Genomic DNA, 14,176 nt, shown 5'->3' with positions numbered 1-14,176 from the left:
TGTCATCACATTTCCCCCTCGCTGATGATCGATGCTATCCAGCAATGACTTTCCGTCAGATCGACATACCGATAATCTTCCTGAAGGAAACATCTCACGATACTGATCCTCAGCCTCGTGATCTGCGTATCCGTCAAATCTGAAGCCTGTGCCCATTCCCGTGACAAGTATTCACCGGGAAACGGCATATGACTTACCACAACATCACCGATACCAATCTTAACTACGTCCAGCACCGCACGCTACAACGTTACCAGCGTCATCACCTCTTCGAATTGTTTGAACGCTATTCCAAGTTGCTCATGCTCCGGGTTGATTTCTACTACCGGGTAGACAGCAATGCCTGGTGCCACGCGGATAAACATTCCACGACGGCGGATATGATTCTGTTACTCCAGCGGTGTAACACGATGACAGAGATTGTCGGGTATACCTGGGTACTGGAACATACCGATCAACATGGTTTTCATATCCACGCTGCGTTTTATCTCAATGGTCAGCGGCATCGGAAGATATGGCCGACCTTTAAAACCCTGCAAGCCCTCTGGGTTGAGGTCACAGCAGGTGAGGGCCATGCTTACCGCTGTGCGCCCCAGAAATACTACAAAGTGCAGGGCGAGCGGGTAACGTCGCATAGCGATATGAAAGGCCGTAAGGGCATGCTGTACATTCTGAGCTACCTGAGCAAGCAGGACCAGAAGGGCGAGAAAGTGGTTTGCCAGTTGAGTGACATTCCCGCTCCTGCGGTGAGTGGCAGACGTCGCAGGTGTGCTATTAGCGAATAAAAAAATACTCCAGTGCGTCATCGTTTGAAGAAGTCTGCATCATTCGAACCCCTGGCTTCTTCTCCCTTACCACCAACGGAGAAAAAACGATGACCAGCCCAACCTGCCTTCTTACCGACAAGTTTGTCAATATGGCGTTTATCACACAACTGACCGGCTTAACGGACAAATATTTCTATAAGTTGATAAAAGACGGCAGGTTTCCAAAGCCGATTAAGCTGGGACGTAGCTCTCGTTGGCTTGAGAGCGAGGTGGAGGCCTGGCTGCAGCAGCGTATAGCAGACTCCCGGAGCTGACTGCGATGCGCACACTGAATATTCCTGCCCATTGGATATGTGCTAAATGCCAGCGCCGGTACTGTGGAGCGACTCCGTGTCCATTCTGCTACCGAATAAATACATCAGTCTTCTCATAGGCTGACAACGACTCAGCCAGACAGCACCGCTTCCTAATTCAGCATTCCACCATGTACATCTGCCCATACCGGGACGGGTTACGGCTGCCTGTCGCATGGCAAAGGACCCGTACTATGACGATTTACGCCAAATCCTTTATCGCACTTGATGGTAACCAGCGCCTGACGGGCGCAACCACTGCTCAGATTTCCCCTTACGACCATTACACCTGCCATCTTTGCGGCAGTGCGCTGGTATATAACCCGGAATGGGTCACCAGCCGTCCGTGGTTTGAACATACCCGGGAAGACCTGACGGAAAACGGACGCCACCATTGCCCGTATGTGCATCTGGAGCCGGAAGAAGCGCGACGAATACGTATGCTGCGTCGCTATATGCCGGATGTCTTACCGATGGTTCGCAAGGCCGACTGGTACTGCTCTGGCTGCAACAGCGATTACCACGGAGAACGCTACTGCGTGGATTGCCGTACTGGTAACCATAGCACTGAAATCTACCAGAGCTGAGCCACCCGTCACGGGTCCCGTAACTTCATACCTCTACCGACGCTCAGGCGAGGTATCACTTCAGGATGATTATTATGCAGTTTCGAACTATTCGGACCGCCCTTGACCGTGAGGGCAATATTGTCCGGGCAAGCGAGTTGACGCCCCGCTCCCGTGGTACCTGGTCCTGCCGTTCCTGTCATAGTGTTCTTCGACTGTGCTGGACATACGACAACGGTGGGTACTTTGAACACGATCTTGAGGTTGCAGAAAACATCGTACTGAAACATTGCGAATATCTACTCACCTCATCAGATAAATCACCATCGCTCTTCACTCAAGCGGTCAGTGAAATATTGCAGCGTACTGAACCACTCCCTAAGGTACCGAGCTCAAAAGATTATTTCTGCGTGCTGTGTAATCATGCTTATTACGGGTTGAGAAAGTGTCCCTATTGCCTTAACAGTCTGTACAGTACTGAAACGGCACTGCGGGATACACAGACCATACCGAAAAAATGGGCAATATGATGGAAGCTTACTGTATCCGTCGTTTCAACCTGCCAGTGTTCTACGGCTCCAATATATTCATGACATTTGGATCCGATATAGTGGCCCCTCTTTTTTGGCTGAGAGCTTCGGTGGCTAATGGTATGAACATCAATCGCTTTTGTTACTTACTGCAGGCCCTGGCCGCTACAGGCTGCTCTCTCCTACCTCATCCTCTCGTGACATGGTTCCTGCTCGCCAACTTACTGACGCTGGTATTTTATGGCGTGGCCAAAATGGCGGCCCGCAAAGCCTGGCGTAGAGTACCGTAGTGTCACCCTGCTGACATTTTGTTTTGTCAGTGGGTGGCCCGGAGCCATTCTCGGTCAGCAAATCTTCCGGCATAAAACGCAACAGCAGCCGTTTAAGACATGGTTCATCATCAGCGAAATAGTCAATATCGCGGTGCTGGTGGTGTTGTATCGATTCTATACTTGGCGAACGTACTTGTAGCGCTGATAGGCTAGATAGGACAATTCCCTCGATATACACCAGTCTCACTCACTATCCCTTCGTTGACCTGAAATCTGGGCCGAACCAGTCATGCAATAATGTTGCCCCGCTTCGCATTGATCGACAGTACCGATCAATCTTCAGAAATTGATCTACCAAAACGATTATCTTTCATGTGGTCTGGCTGGTTATCCTTGCACCATCATTGATCGCAGAAAAAGCCTTTGTATTACGGTTGGTTACACAGCCGAGGCTTGCTGCGCCTATTTTCTAGGAATACCAGAGGCATGAGGTCGCGGAAGCGCTGAAACATGAATAAATGTGCACGATGCAACAAGAAAAGAAACCTGCTCGAGCGGTGGTTCGCATTGGATAAAGAATACTGTGACGAATGCCTGTATGAGATGAATCAGGAAATCCGGGAAAGGAGAGTCTTCCCGGTCAGGTGTCATAACAACGGCAACGAAGGGAAGTCGTGACTTAACATGAAGACTAAAATCGATGTCAGTGTCATTATCCCTGCTTACAACGCCGCCTCGACCATTGGTTGTCTGGCCAACAAAATCCTAAGCGAAACCCGTGTTGATATTGAACTTATTATCGTCAACGATGGTTCTACTGATGATACCAGCAACGTTCTTCATCGTATCCAGGATGATCGGCTCATTCTCATTGAGCAGGCTAATCAGGGCGTCTACGCAGCACGCAATGCGGCACTAGCTATTCATCGGGGAGAGTGGGTGGTTTTGCTTGATGCTGACGACGATATAGCAGACGGGTTTGTGGAAGCACGATGGCAGGCTGCAACAGTGACAAAAGTCGATGTGGTTATTTTCAACGCTTGGCATTCCGGCACAGGTCACCGCCGAAAAGCTGTACACCTCAAGCAGCCCTACCGGCAAACCCTTTCAGGTCATGACTGGGTCCGACACTGCGTTACCCAACGTGAGTGGCCGCATTACCTCTGGCTACAAATAGTCAGGTCAACCTACATCAGGCAGCATTCCCTTTCCTTCCAGTCTGGCAAGAGCCATAAAGACATTCTCTGGACCGTGCAACTCGCCGCTTGCAATGGTCGTTTCTGTATATTGGACGTAAGGGATTATATCTACATCAGCAACACAGCCTCTATCACGCACAGGCCTGATTACTACGATGTTCGGGCACTAAGCTATATCGATGTAATAGCGGAAATCATCCGACTGGCAAAACAGGATCAAAACAAAAAAATAAAGGTGTTTTTGTACAGGCATGCGCTGGTGGAAGCACGTCATTTTTTGGGACTTTACCGCAATCGCGTTGGGGACAAATCTAGCATAAAGAACTGCTTCAAAGCGAACATATCCGCCGCCTATTTATTCAGAGGTATCAGCAGTTTTAGCGATATGTTTTTCTTAATTAAGCTGCTGGGCAAGCTGTTCTGATGTGTTGTGCATTGCTACACGACACCAACGCACAGCGTAATTTCCCGCTATCTGACTAAATTGTTCAGGCCTTTTCTACAGGTGTGAACAAAACTCCCCGTACTTTCCTATACCAACTCAAAGCCATCGCACCTTTCTGACCCAGAAAGAGAGCATGCCCTGCACTAGTATCCGCACAGCTCACACTCTATTGATACCAACAGCACTTCAGCACAACAAAGTAACTCGAGAATCACGACTCAAAGTGAAGGTGCCAAAAACTCGTCTGAGAGCAATAAATTCAATAACATGAAAAAACTGTACTTTGCATTGAAAATCTTACTTATTGCGCTTGGCTACAAACTCATGCTTGGTAAGATAAGTTTTCAAACAGCACACTAGCTATCTAGTAAGTAATATCACAGTAAAGGAAACTCACGATGGATCTTGTAGATAGTGTCGAAGCAGGTAAGCTGACTCTCAGTGAATTGATTGATTTCCTAGCAAAAGATGTAAATTATGAACCTTCCAGGTGGAATCAGCGATATCGTGAATTTACGAGGCTGCTACAGCAAGTCCCAACATTCACGGTGCCTGGTTCGGAAGATTTGATCAAACGACTTTGGTATGAACGTGATAACGGCATTGCCAGCATTCGTCAGGGTGTCCCTTCATTGGCGGAATATCAGCAAAGTCTGCCACTGCTTAGAGAATTGACCGAACGCGTTCGTCAGCAACCAGATGAAGCAACTTATCAATACGTGGGAAGTGCTCTGCAGAAGGCCAAAGAAACCGGGCTACTTAAACGTATGTATTGGAGTCTGAGAAACCGCGTTTTTGCCGCTTTTTTGCCAGAAACCTGCACCAGTACTGTGGATGAGAATGCGTTTACAAAAGTGGCAGATTTCTTAAATAAGAAGTTCAGCCTTGGTCTGGAACTGAATGGAAGTTGGCTGCAGAAAAACCATGAATTGAAGCAAGCCATACACGCTCAATCTCCCAATGCAGATCCATATTACGTGAATATGGCTATTTGGCATCTCTATGAATTATTACGCCAACGCGACAATGAGCAGAAACAGGAGAAATTATCCAGCATCACATCAACAGCCAGCAGTGAACTCACTGAAATTAAGACCCTCCCACATTCACCCATGAACGTTATTTACTTTGGTCCACCAGGTACAGGGAAGACATTCACGCTGCAGCAAAAGATGAAAGAGTACACCTCTCATGCTGTACCAGCCGATCGTGATGCCTGGCTTGATTCTCGCCTTGAATCGTTGAACTGGATGCAGGTCATAACGCTAGTGCTGCTCGATCTTGATAAACGAGCAAAAGTTCGCCAAATTATTGAGCATACGTGGTTTCAACGTAAGGCATTATTAAATGGTCATAATGGCAATTTATCGAATACGGCCTGGGCTGCTTTGCAATCCTACACAGTTCCCGAGTCGTTAACTGTTAATTATAAGAATCGGCGTGAACCTGCAATATTTAACAAAACAGATAGTAGTGAATGGTTACTTGTTGAATCACAGCTGGAGCAAGTGGAGGATTTGGTAGAGCTCTACGCTGAGCTTAAACGCGGTCCTAAATCCGCCGAAGCCATCCAGCGCTTTGCAGTGGTTACGTTCCACCAATCTTACGGCTATGAAGAATTTATTGAAGGTATCCGCGCTCGCTCAGACGAAAGTGGCAATATCTCTTACCCTATTGAGCCGGGTATCTTTATGCGCCTGTGTCAGCGGGCCAATGCTGATCCGGCACATCGCTACGCCATTTTCATTGATGAGATCAATCGCGGCAACATCTCCAAGATCTTTGGCGAATTGATCTCGCTCATTGAAATAGACAAGCGTGCGGGTATGTCCAATGCAATGAGCCTGCAACTGTCTTATAGCGGAGATCACTTCAGCGTTCCTGCCAATGTTGACATCATTGGAGCCATGAATACAGCGGACCGTTCTTTAGCTCTGATGGACACGGCTTTGCGCCGTCGTTTTGACTTTGTCGAGATGATGCCTGATCTCTCTTTACTGAGTGGCACTAAGGTGAAAGGCATAGAACTCGAGTCGTTGTTAGAGAAACTTAATAGCCGCATCGAAGCGCTTTACGATCGTGAACATACACTGGGGCATGCGTTCTTTATGCCGGTAAAAAGTGCACTCGATGCCGGTGATGAAGAAGCTGCATTTAAACAACTGAAGATCGCATTCCAGAAAAAGATCCTTCCGCTATTACAGGAATACTTCTTCGATGACTGGAACAAGATCAGGTTAGTGCTGGCAGACAACCAAAAGCAAGACGACAGCCTACAATTCGTAATTGAGAAAACCGACGATCTGGATACGCTTTTTGGTAACGACCATGGTTTACGACGCCATGAGCAGCAATCGACAGCTTATGAGCTAGAAGCATTCGATCAAGAGATCTGGAATATGCCGCAGGCTTACCACGCTATTTATCAACCCCAGCAGACCACTCCTGATGAGCAGGCTGTAAACCATGGGTGAAGTTATCTCAGTTTTTGAATATGATCTGCTGGGGAGTGGACAAGCGGCTTCAGTTGGCGCAAAGCTGGTGCCTCAACAGGTCTTTAATTATTTAGAAGCACTTAGCCTAGCAAGTATTCAAGGGAGCCAGTTTCTCAAACTCACCTCTCGCTCAGGCTTAAAATTGCTTCAGGTGCAAAACTACGCGGGGATGCTTTCCACACCTCACGGTTTCCAACTTGAGATACTGCCCAAGGTTGGTAAAAACCTCACAGCTGCTAATGCGCGTGAAACACTGCTGACGATGCTAAGCCATCTGCCTAGGTTTCGACATATTCAAACCCGGCAGGCAACTCTGCAGGCTCAGCGTCTACCATTGCTTGAGATTTTTATCAGTCAGTTTTTGCATAGCGTCAGCCAATTGCTTAAACAAGGTTTATGCTCTAACTATGTGAGCGAGCAAGGGAATCTGCCTTTTATGAAGGGCAAACTGATGCTTTCTGCACAGTTGCGGCATAACGTGGTGAGTCGTCATAAGTTTTGTGTCGATTATGATGACTACATGCCGGATTGTGCAGCCAATCGGCTCTTACACTCCGCGCTGGATAAGCTACTTAGCCTGAAGCTTTCATCAGAGAATCAGCGCTGGCTTTACGAGCTGCGCTTTGCTTTTGACGGTATTCCACTTAGCCGGGATATTGAGAGCGATATAAACAGCCTACGCCTGGAGCGTGGTATGGCTCATTACAATGAGCCAATGGCCTGGGCGCAATTGATCCTGAGAGGAATGAGCCCGAGCGCTCTGCAGGGAAATGCCAAAGCAATATCTCTCTTGTTCCCGATGGAAGCGGTATTTGAATCCTTTGTTGCACAAACCCTTCCCGACGAACTCCCTCCTCACCTTAAAGTTAAACCACAGGCTGCCACTTATTCTTTGATAAAGCATGGGCTTAACGATTGCTTTAAGCTTCGCCCAGACTTGTTGATACAGTCACGCCAACCAGTCCAAACCAAAATGGTGATGGATACAAAATGGAAGCTGGTGGATAATAACTCACAAAAAAAATCACTGTATGGATTAGCGCAATCCGACTTCTATCAAATGTTTGCCTACGGCCAAAAATATCTTGATGGGACTGGTGAAATGTACCTGATCTACCCTGCGCACGATGATTTTAACCAACCGATACAGCAGCACTTTGCTTTTTCAGAAACTTTAAAATTATGGGTTGTGCCATACCAGATAACAGCAAAGCGTGGGGAGAGGATGATGTGGCCGAGTGATGTGTTCATGGAGCTAAGATGATGAGGAACCAGTCCTATGACAAATGGGTATCCTCTAAGCATAGTTTTAGGTGAAAATAAATATAATGTCTAATTACGACTTTCTTACATGGAGATGTTATGAAAAGTGCAAAAATTGCAGTTGTTCCAGATTTTGATAACATAATCAGCGACTACAAAAGTGACTACTCAGACCAAAATATAATAAAAAAAAATGTAAAACCAAAATATGGCGATGCAGCATTTTTAGCATATTCCCAACAAATAGTTAAGCATCCAAATTATGCTGGAATGCCAGACCCTTTTGGGGAAAAAGGTGAGATTCAATGGGAAGCCCCATCAAATAGGGCATCAGGAAAATTTAAGCACACTCATCAACGACGCTACGAATGGTGGAAAAATAAAGCAAGAAGCATCGGAATAGATCCCGATACTGAAAATGCATGGATTAGTAAAACAGCTAAAATAATTCATCCATTTGGAGTTAAACCCTGCAAAAAATGCGGTAAAGAAATGCAATTGTCTTACTCTTATCCCAACGAACATTTCTTTTCTCGGATTAAAAAGCTTAATTATATAGATGAGACTTTTGAGCTATCTCAAAATGAACACATAGTCGATCTTTTAACACGTTTAGACGATCGATTTGGTGAAAAAATATACTCAGACTTATCATATTTATTTTCTACAAAATTTATCACAACGCCTGAATTACCAAACAATCTCGAAGCATGGATTGAATATCTGAAAGAACAATACATACCTCAAGAATCTCGTATGCTAAGCCCTGGAGCTATGGCAAACCCTCCAGACCGTTTTGATGGGTTCCATTCATTTAACCGCTGTTGTCGCTCAACTGCTGATAAAGGAAGAACTAAAGAAAATCTTAAATCCTATGTTACTGATCGAAGAGTTTTCGAATATTGGGTAGACGGTGATTGGGTTGCTGCAGACAGGTTAATGGGCCAAGTTAGAACAAATGATATTTTTATTAAAGAAGAATGCTTGAATACAGGGAATGGAGGTTTACACCCTATGCCTTGCCAAGCAGACCATATTGGTCCAATATCACTAGGATTTTCCCATCGCCCTCAATTTCAGCTGCTTTGTAAATCATGTAATAGTGCCAAAAATAATCGCATGTATTTAAGCGATGTAACCTCTTTATTAGAAGCTGAGAATGAAGGACATACAGTTATTTCATGGTTCGCAGAAGAGGTATGGAATCGTCTAAAACACTCTGTAGATGATACCGAAAAAGCCTTAAGGCTAAGTAAAATACTACGTGATAACAGACATACATATATGAATCTCCTAAAAAAGATACTCGATGAAGGTTATTATACTTTCCTTGCGAGTCTTTTGCATCTTGAAGTAGCTAATTATACTCCAGAATTTGAAGGGTTATATATTTCAAAGCATGTAACTTATTTTAAAGCAATAAAAAAATCAAAACGTGAAACAAAATATACAATTGTACAAAAAGCAAGAAGAATAAGAATAGCATTTACTTCATTGAATGATTATCATAGAAAAGAAAGTAGGAACGCATTTATAGTATCAAATGAATTATCTGAGAATTACTTCTCTGAAGCCATGGATAACCTACAATCATTAAGCACAGTTACAACTAGTTTAGATGAAAGAATAGCCGGAATAATGTCCGAGAATTCAAATTCAGAAAACGAGTTCCGAGTCATCATTTTAGAACTACAAGAAATAATTACAAGAAATCAAGAAAAATTCAATCTAATATTAAAAAACCTAATGTCAGGGATGAGTGAAATAGGAAAGGAATTAGAATCGTCTTGGACAAATGATCGTTATGTTCGCTCAAGCCCTGATGATATCATAGAATAAAAAATAGCCCTCTTAAAAAGAGGGCTTTACATTCTTATTATAATACTCTGAAGCAGTGATAAGGCCTCTCATAAATAGTTGATAGTCATTTTCAGGTTGGTGGATATAGTATTTACCAATTCCATCTTCACCATGTTGTAAAGGAGGAAGATCAGATAATGCTTGTTTAACAGATACCCAAGAATCCTTTTGCTCTGTTAACTTTTCTGGCGGTTCAATTGAAAATAAAGGATCGTTTGAACCTACTAATATAACTCTTTTTCGGCGTTGAGGAATTGCATAATGTTCAGAGTTTAATACCCATCCATTCATAGTTTTCATGGTTGATGATAATTCTTCTTTAACCCTTTCAAAGACCTTGCCTTTTTCCATATTCAACAGACCAGCAACATTTTCAAAAATAAAACCGTTTGGTTTTATCTCATCCAAGAGAGATTTATAATGCATGAAGAGTGAATTTCTTGGATCATCCATTGTTCTTGCATTTCCTGCCGTAGAAAATCCTTGACATGGAGGACCTCCAAGTATCCACAATTGTTTATCAGAATATACTTTTTTAAACTCTGATAACTTAAGTATTATTTTTGAGAATTTTTCATCATCAGAAATACTTCCGCATATAACTTCTTCATGAACATTTTTTGAATATGTTTGTAGATACTTTTCCTCAATATCATTCGCTAATAATGGAGTCCACCCAGCCCATTTGAATCCTAACCCAAGCCCCCCAGCCCCAGAAAAAAGATCGACATAGTAACCAGTATTACCTATTGCTTTCTCTATTTCTTTCGCAATCAAAAAAGCCAAAAATGGAGGTACGGCATTACCAATTTGGGTATTAACTGCTGTTTGCCCTCCACAGAAAATAAAATCATCTGGGAATGATTGCAATCTTGCTGCTTCTCTCTGGGATAGGACACGATTTTGCTCATAGTGGATATGGCAACCATTTCCAGGCCGGTTAAAATATGTATTTATAGTATATGCAGGCATATCTGGAAGTAATCTACCGTAGTAGGTTGAACGGCTTCCTTTTCCTTGTGCATAACTTTCCCGAATTTGCTCTATTCTTTTAGATGGTACATCTAAAGGAATGTTTTTCCAATTGCCGCCTGGCGGTACTGAATTAACAATCATCATATCCAGTTCACTTAGCTTTGCAGCCTTATGATTGGGAATCATTAATGCTTCACTTTTAGCCATAATGTTGAAACATCCTCAGTAAATTTTCTTTTTCTGCTAACTCAATTTTATCAAATGAAGATAAAAGTTTATTAAATTCATTCAAGTTCAATTTGTAAATTTTTTTGGCTATATAAGCCTCAACTTTCAGTTCAGCATCACAGCATCCATTCATGCAAGAGATTACCAGATGTTTTAATTCAGTATGTTGTGATAATATTTTTTCAGACGGTATCGCAGTCTTTCTTAAGGCTGATAATGAAACATGGCCAGTGGCTAAAAAGCTTCTTAATTGAAATTCAAAACAAAGGGAGTTTATTATTCCCAGTAAACTAAAGAGTGAATCCTGTGATCCACTTTGATAATAGACTACACCCAGTGAATTCCCTGCTAATGAATTAGGAGGAATTACTGTTGCGATTACTCTTCTCTTTTGACTTGGGCGAGAAATATCACGCCATGCAATCCTTTCAAAATTAGAACTGGATGGAACTTTATCAATTTTCTTAGTTACCTTTAAATTATGACTAATGTCAAAGTTGTATCTCCCGATCATTTTTCCTTTAACGAATAGGTATCCATCTCCATTCTTTTTCGTCCAATTACTACTCCCCGTCTCATCGATTTCTCTTCCCGCCCATATTTCTCCATTTTTTTCTAAACTATTCCAAGTTGAGTATTCTTCTTGCAGCCTTTTTAATAAATGAATTGCATGAACACCTTGAGATATTGGAATGCTAAGGTGTTGAGTATCTATACTAGAAAAGTCAAAACACCCGAATGAATTAATATTCAATTTTTTATCATATACACTAAGCTGCATGTCCTCTTTAAAAAAATTATCTTTAATTAAAATAAAAGAACATGAAGATACATCAGCGCCATTAAATAACTTTGCTTCCGCCGGATAATAGTTTATAAAATCAAGTCTTCCAGTGTTAAAGAACTTTTGACGCAAAGTAAAAGACTGTTCATCAGCGAAAAAAGATGCAGGCATAACGATAGCTAACATACCATTTTTATTACATATTTCTAAGCTAAGCTCTGCACCAACACGTGAAAGGTTAGTCCCCCAACCAGCGAATTTGCGCTTCGGTTGTGAATATGGCAAAACCCTTGACAAATAATCATCAAACTCTCGAAGAGACTCGATATATTTCAATTTGATAGATGGCTCAAAAAGATTAAGCTCTCTGGAATCTGGTTTTATATTCTCCCAAGGTGGGTTAGTAATAACACAATCAAAGTAATCAATATAGTTTTCAAATTCATAAAAAATATCAATATTTTTAACAGTAACGTTAATACTTGCACCAGCTAATTTAAGTTGAGCTAACTCACTTTTAGCATGAACAAGGCCAGCGTGTTCTATATCAAAAAGATAAACATTCCATTCCACATCAGGAAAGCCATTTAACATCCATTGTTTAATAAGCAATGTGACAAGTCGTCCATCTCCTGAAAATGGATCCGCAATATTATAATTTTTTTTACCAATTGCATTTATTAACGGCAATAACTTCTCTATCATCAATAATGCAATTTTTTCATCAGTATAGTACTTACCTGTTGCTTTCTCAGTGAACTTTTCAGCATTATTTAAAGGCAGTGAATTAATTAAATGGATATGTTTCATGTAATATATCTCTTCCATCATCAGGATAGATTGTATCATTTTGTGTGTAAATACTCAACAACAACTGTACATAAACACAGCCATTATTTGAACAAACCTAGGTTGAACACGCGTAGATAAAATAAAAGTCACGGGAATAACTTCCCGTGACTTTTATTTAGTTTTGAAAGGGTTTAACTTTTATTTAGTTAAGAACTAAAAAAGCATATATCCTAGATACTAGTAATATATGTCTTAATATTGTTGCTACTTCCCAAATTCAAACGGACTTACAATCTTCTCCCGATTCACATCCAGATAATCCGCCCACCACTGCAGCATTAACCTGCGCTCCCCCAGATGCTCGGCCTTATGAATGTAGGCCGCACGCACCGAGTTACGCTCCTGGTGACTCATCTGCCGCTCTACCGCATCCTTCGACCACAATCCCGACTCAATTAATGAACTACATGCCATAGTCCTGAAACCATGTCCGCAAACCTCAACCTTCGTATCGTAGCCCATCACCCGCAGCGCCTTGTTCACCGTGTTCTCACTCATGGGTTTACGTGGATCATGATCGCCGACGAAAATCAGCTCACGGTTTCCACTCATGTTTTTGATCTTTTCCAAAATGGCGAGAGCTTGACGCGATAAGGGAACAAGATGTGGGGTCTTCATCTTGGAGCCACGCTGAGAATGTTTGACACCCTCCAGCGGTTCACGCTCACCCGGAATCGTCCACATAGCAGTTTCAAAATCGACTTCTGACCAGCGTGCAAAACGCAGTTCACTAGACCGAATGAAGACCAACAACGTCAGCTCCACAGCTAAGCGTGTTAGTGGTCTGCCAGTATATGTGTCGATACGATGAAGTAGTTCAGGAATGCGATTAAGTTCTAGCGCAGCACGATGCTGTCGTTTAGCTGTAGCAACCGCTCCAGCGATCTCCTGTGCGGGGTTGTAGTCGATTAAACCGCTTTGCACGGCAAATCGCATGATTGCTGTTGTTCGTTGTTGTAAACGCGCCGCCACTTCAAGACGTCCAGACATCTCTACTGCTTTTATGGGAATCAGTAAATCCCTTGTTTTTAACTCAGCGATATTCCGCTTACCAATCGCATCGAACAAATTATCTTCGAGACTTTTAAGAACACGACCACTATGTGACTCAGACCATTTTTGATTGCTGGCGTGCCAGTCTCTGGCAACAGATTCAAAAGTTATGATCTCTTTAGCCTGTTCTTCTTTTACTGCACGCTTATGCTCACGAGGATCGACTCCGGCAGCAACAAGCCTCCTGGCCTCTTCCCTCTTTTGACGAGCATCAGCCAGTGACGTTTCGGGGTAAACCCCAAAAGCCATAAGGTGCTGCTTGCCGCCAAAGCGGAAACGAAAGCGCCAGTATTTGGAGCCGTTAGGATGTATCAACAAAAACATGCCATCGCCGTCTACTAGCGAGTATTCCTTTTCTTCTGGTTTTGCCGAACGCACCTTGGTATCAGTCAGGGCCATGATGGTATTCCTTCCATATGCTGCCGTGAGTATATAAGCATTATCGAACCAGCATATATACTCGGTTCTATACTCACAAGCATGTTGATGTGGGGTAACTCAGATTGACGTCGGTTGACTGAAAAGCGAGGGAAG

The 14,176-nt window shown here is 43.1% G+C and carries 11 protein-coding genes and 1 pseudogene; 9 read left to right on the top strand and 3 right to left on the bottom strand.

Annotated elements, in window-relative coordinates; all coding sequences use genetic code 11:
- The first annotated feature begins 188 nt into the window (after window positions 1–188).
- From BSPA111_RS18880 to BSPA111_RS18840, 9 genes and pseudogenes are all read left to right on the top strand, one after another.
- Window positions 189–785, top strand: coding sequence for an inovirus-type Gp2 protein (locus BSPA111_RS18880; RefSeq protein ID WP_183272674.1), 597 nt, complete (start codon window positions 189–191; stop codon window positions 783–785).
- Window positions 786–874: 89 nt separating this feature from the next.
- Window positions 875–1,081 carry an AlpA family transcriptional regulator gene (locus BSPA111_RS18875; protein ID WP_183272673.1) on the top strand — a complete coding sequence of 69 codons (207 nt, stop codon included), beginning with the start codon at window positions 875–877 and terminating at the stop codon, window positions 1,079–1,081.
- Window positions 1,082–1,314: 233 nt separating this feature from the next.
- On the top strand, window positions 1,315–1,707 hold the full coding sequence (locus tag BSPA111_RS18870; RefSeq protein WP_183272672.1) for a putative zinc ribbon protein: 393 nt from the start codon (window positions 1,315–1,317) through the stop codon (window positions 1,705–1,707).
- Between the two features lie 65 nt (window positions 1,708–1,772).
- A complete protein-coding gene (locus tag BSPA111_RS18865; protein WP_308738509.1) occupies window positions 1,773–2,216 on the top strand; it encodes a putative zinc ribbon protein in 444 nt (147 codons plus the stop codon).
- 122 nt (window positions 2,217–2,338) lie between these two features.
- A pseudogene (locus tag BSPA111_RS18860) lies at window positions 2,339–2,687 on the top strand (DUF1294 domain-containing protein).
- A gap of 485 nt (window positions 2,688–3,172) precedes the next feature.
- On the top strand, window positions 3,173–4,111 hold the full coding sequence (locus BSPA111_RS18855) for a glycosyltransferase (RefSeq protein ID WP_183272670.1): 939 nt from the start codon (window positions 3,173–3,175) through the stop codon (window positions 4,109–4,111).
- A gap of 419 nt (window positions 4,112–4,530) precedes the next feature.
- Window positions 4,531–6,606 (top strand): McrB family protein, encoded by a 2,076-nt coding sequence (locus tag BSPA111_RS18850; protein ID WP_183272669.1) that lies wholly within the window; start codon window positions 4,531–4,533, stop codon window positions 6,604–6,606.
- On the top strand, window positions 6,599–7,891 hold the full coding sequence (locus BSPA111_RS18845) for an McrC family protein (protein ID WP_183272668.1): 1,293 nt from the start codon (window positions 6,599–6,601) through the stop codon (window positions 7,889–7,891). Before BSPA111_RS18850 ends, BSPA111_RS18845 begins: the two co-directional genes overlap by 8 nt.
- A 98-nt stretch (window positions 7,892–7,989) precedes the next feature.
- Window positions 7,990–9,729 (top strand): Alw26I/Eco31I/Esp3I family type II restriction endonuclease, encoded by a 1,740-nt coding sequence (locus tag BSPA111_RS18840; RefSeq protein WP_183272667.1) that lies wholly within the window; start codon window positions 7,990–7,992, stop codon window positions 9,727–9,729.
- A gap of 12 nt (window positions 9,730–9,741) precedes the next feature.
- On the opposite strand, the gene dcm is transcribed toward BSPA111_RS18840, so the two are convergent.
- From dcm to BSPA111_RS18825, 3 genes are all read right to left on the bottom strand, one after another.
- A complete protein-coding gene (dcm, locus tag BSPA111_RS18835) occupies window positions 9,742–10,932 on the bottom strand; it encodes a DNA (cytosine-5-)-methyltransferase (protein WP_183272666.1) in 1,191 nt (396 codons plus the stop codon).
- On the bottom strand, window positions 10,925–12,547 hold the full coding sequence (locus tag BSPA111_RS18830; protein WP_255459305.1) for an Alw26I/Eco31I/Esp3I family type II restriction adenine-specific DNA-methyltransferase: 1,623 nt from the start codon (window positions 12,545–12,547) through the stop codon (window positions 10,925–10,927). The genes dcm and BSPA111_RS18830 overlap by 8 nt, the downstream gene beginning before the upstream one ends.
- A 246-nt stretch (window positions 12,548–12,793) precedes the next feature.
- A complete protein-coding gene (locus BSPA111_RS18825; RefSeq protein WP_183272665.1) occupies window positions 12,794–14,041 on the bottom strand; it encodes an integrase arm-type DNA-binding domain-containing protein in 1,248 nt (415 codons plus the stop codon).
- Window positions 14,042–14,176: the final 135 nt, after the last annotated feature.

The organism is Buttiauxella sp. A111 (assembly GCF_014189855.1).
In the GTDB taxonomy this organism is placed as follows: domain Bacteria; phylum Pseudomonadota; class Gammaproteobacteria; order Enterobacterales; family Enterobacteriaceae; genus Buttiauxella; species Buttiauxella selenatireducens.
The sequence above is the reverse complement of the archived record's forward strand: the minus strand, read 5'-3'. Positions and strand labels throughout refer to the sequence as shown.

What these genes read in the sequence shown, in the direction of transcription:
- BSPA111_RS18830 (WP_255459305.1), bottom strand. Translation starts at nt 12,547, where the DNA reads ATGAAACATATCCATTTAATTAATTCACTGCCTTTAAATAATGCTGAA.
- BSPA111_RS18850 (WP_183272669.1), top strand. Translation starts at nt 4,531, where the DNA reads ATGGATCTTGTAGATAGTGTCGAAGCAGGTAAGCTGACTCTCAGTGAA.
- dcm (WP_183272666.1), bottom strand. Translation starts at nt 10,932, where the DNA reads ATGGCTAAAAGTGAAGCATTAATGATTCCCAATCATAAGGCTGCAAAG.
- BSPA111_RS18875 (WP_183272673.1), top strand. Translation starts at nt 875, where the DNA reads ATGACCAGCCCAACCTGCCTTCTTACCGACAAGTTTGTCAATATGGCG.
- BSPA111_RS18870 (WP_183272672.1), top strand. Translation starts at nt 1,315, where the DNA reads ATGACGATTTACGCCAAATCCTTTATCGCACTTGATGGTAACCAGCGC.
- BSPA111_RS18840 (WP_183272667.1), top strand. Translation starts at nt 7,990, where the DNA reads ATGAAAAGTGCAAAAATTGCAGTTGTTCCAGATTTTGATAACATAATC.
- BSPA111_RS18825 (WP_183272665.1), bottom strand. Translation starts at nt 14,041, where the DNA reads ATGGCCCTGACTGATACCAAGGTGCGTTCGGCAAAACCAGAAGAAAAG.
- BSPA111_RS18855 (WP_183272670.1), top strand. Translation starts at nt 3,173, where the DNA reads ATGAAGACTAAAATCGATGTCAGTGTCATTATCCCTGCTTACAACGCC.
- BSPA111_RS18865 (WP_308738509.1), top strand. Translation starts at nt 1,773, where the DNA reads ATGATTATTATGCAGTTTCGAACTATTCGGACCGCCCTTGACCGTGAG.
- BSPA111_RS18845 (WP_183272668.1), top strand. Translation starts at nt 6,599, where the DNA reads ATGGGTGAAGTTATCTCAGTTTTTGAATATGATCTGCTGGGGAGTGGA.
- BSPA111_RS18880 (WP_183272674.1), top strand. Translation starts at nt 189, where the DNA reads ATGACTTACCACAACATCACCGATACCAATCTTAACTACGTCCAGCAC.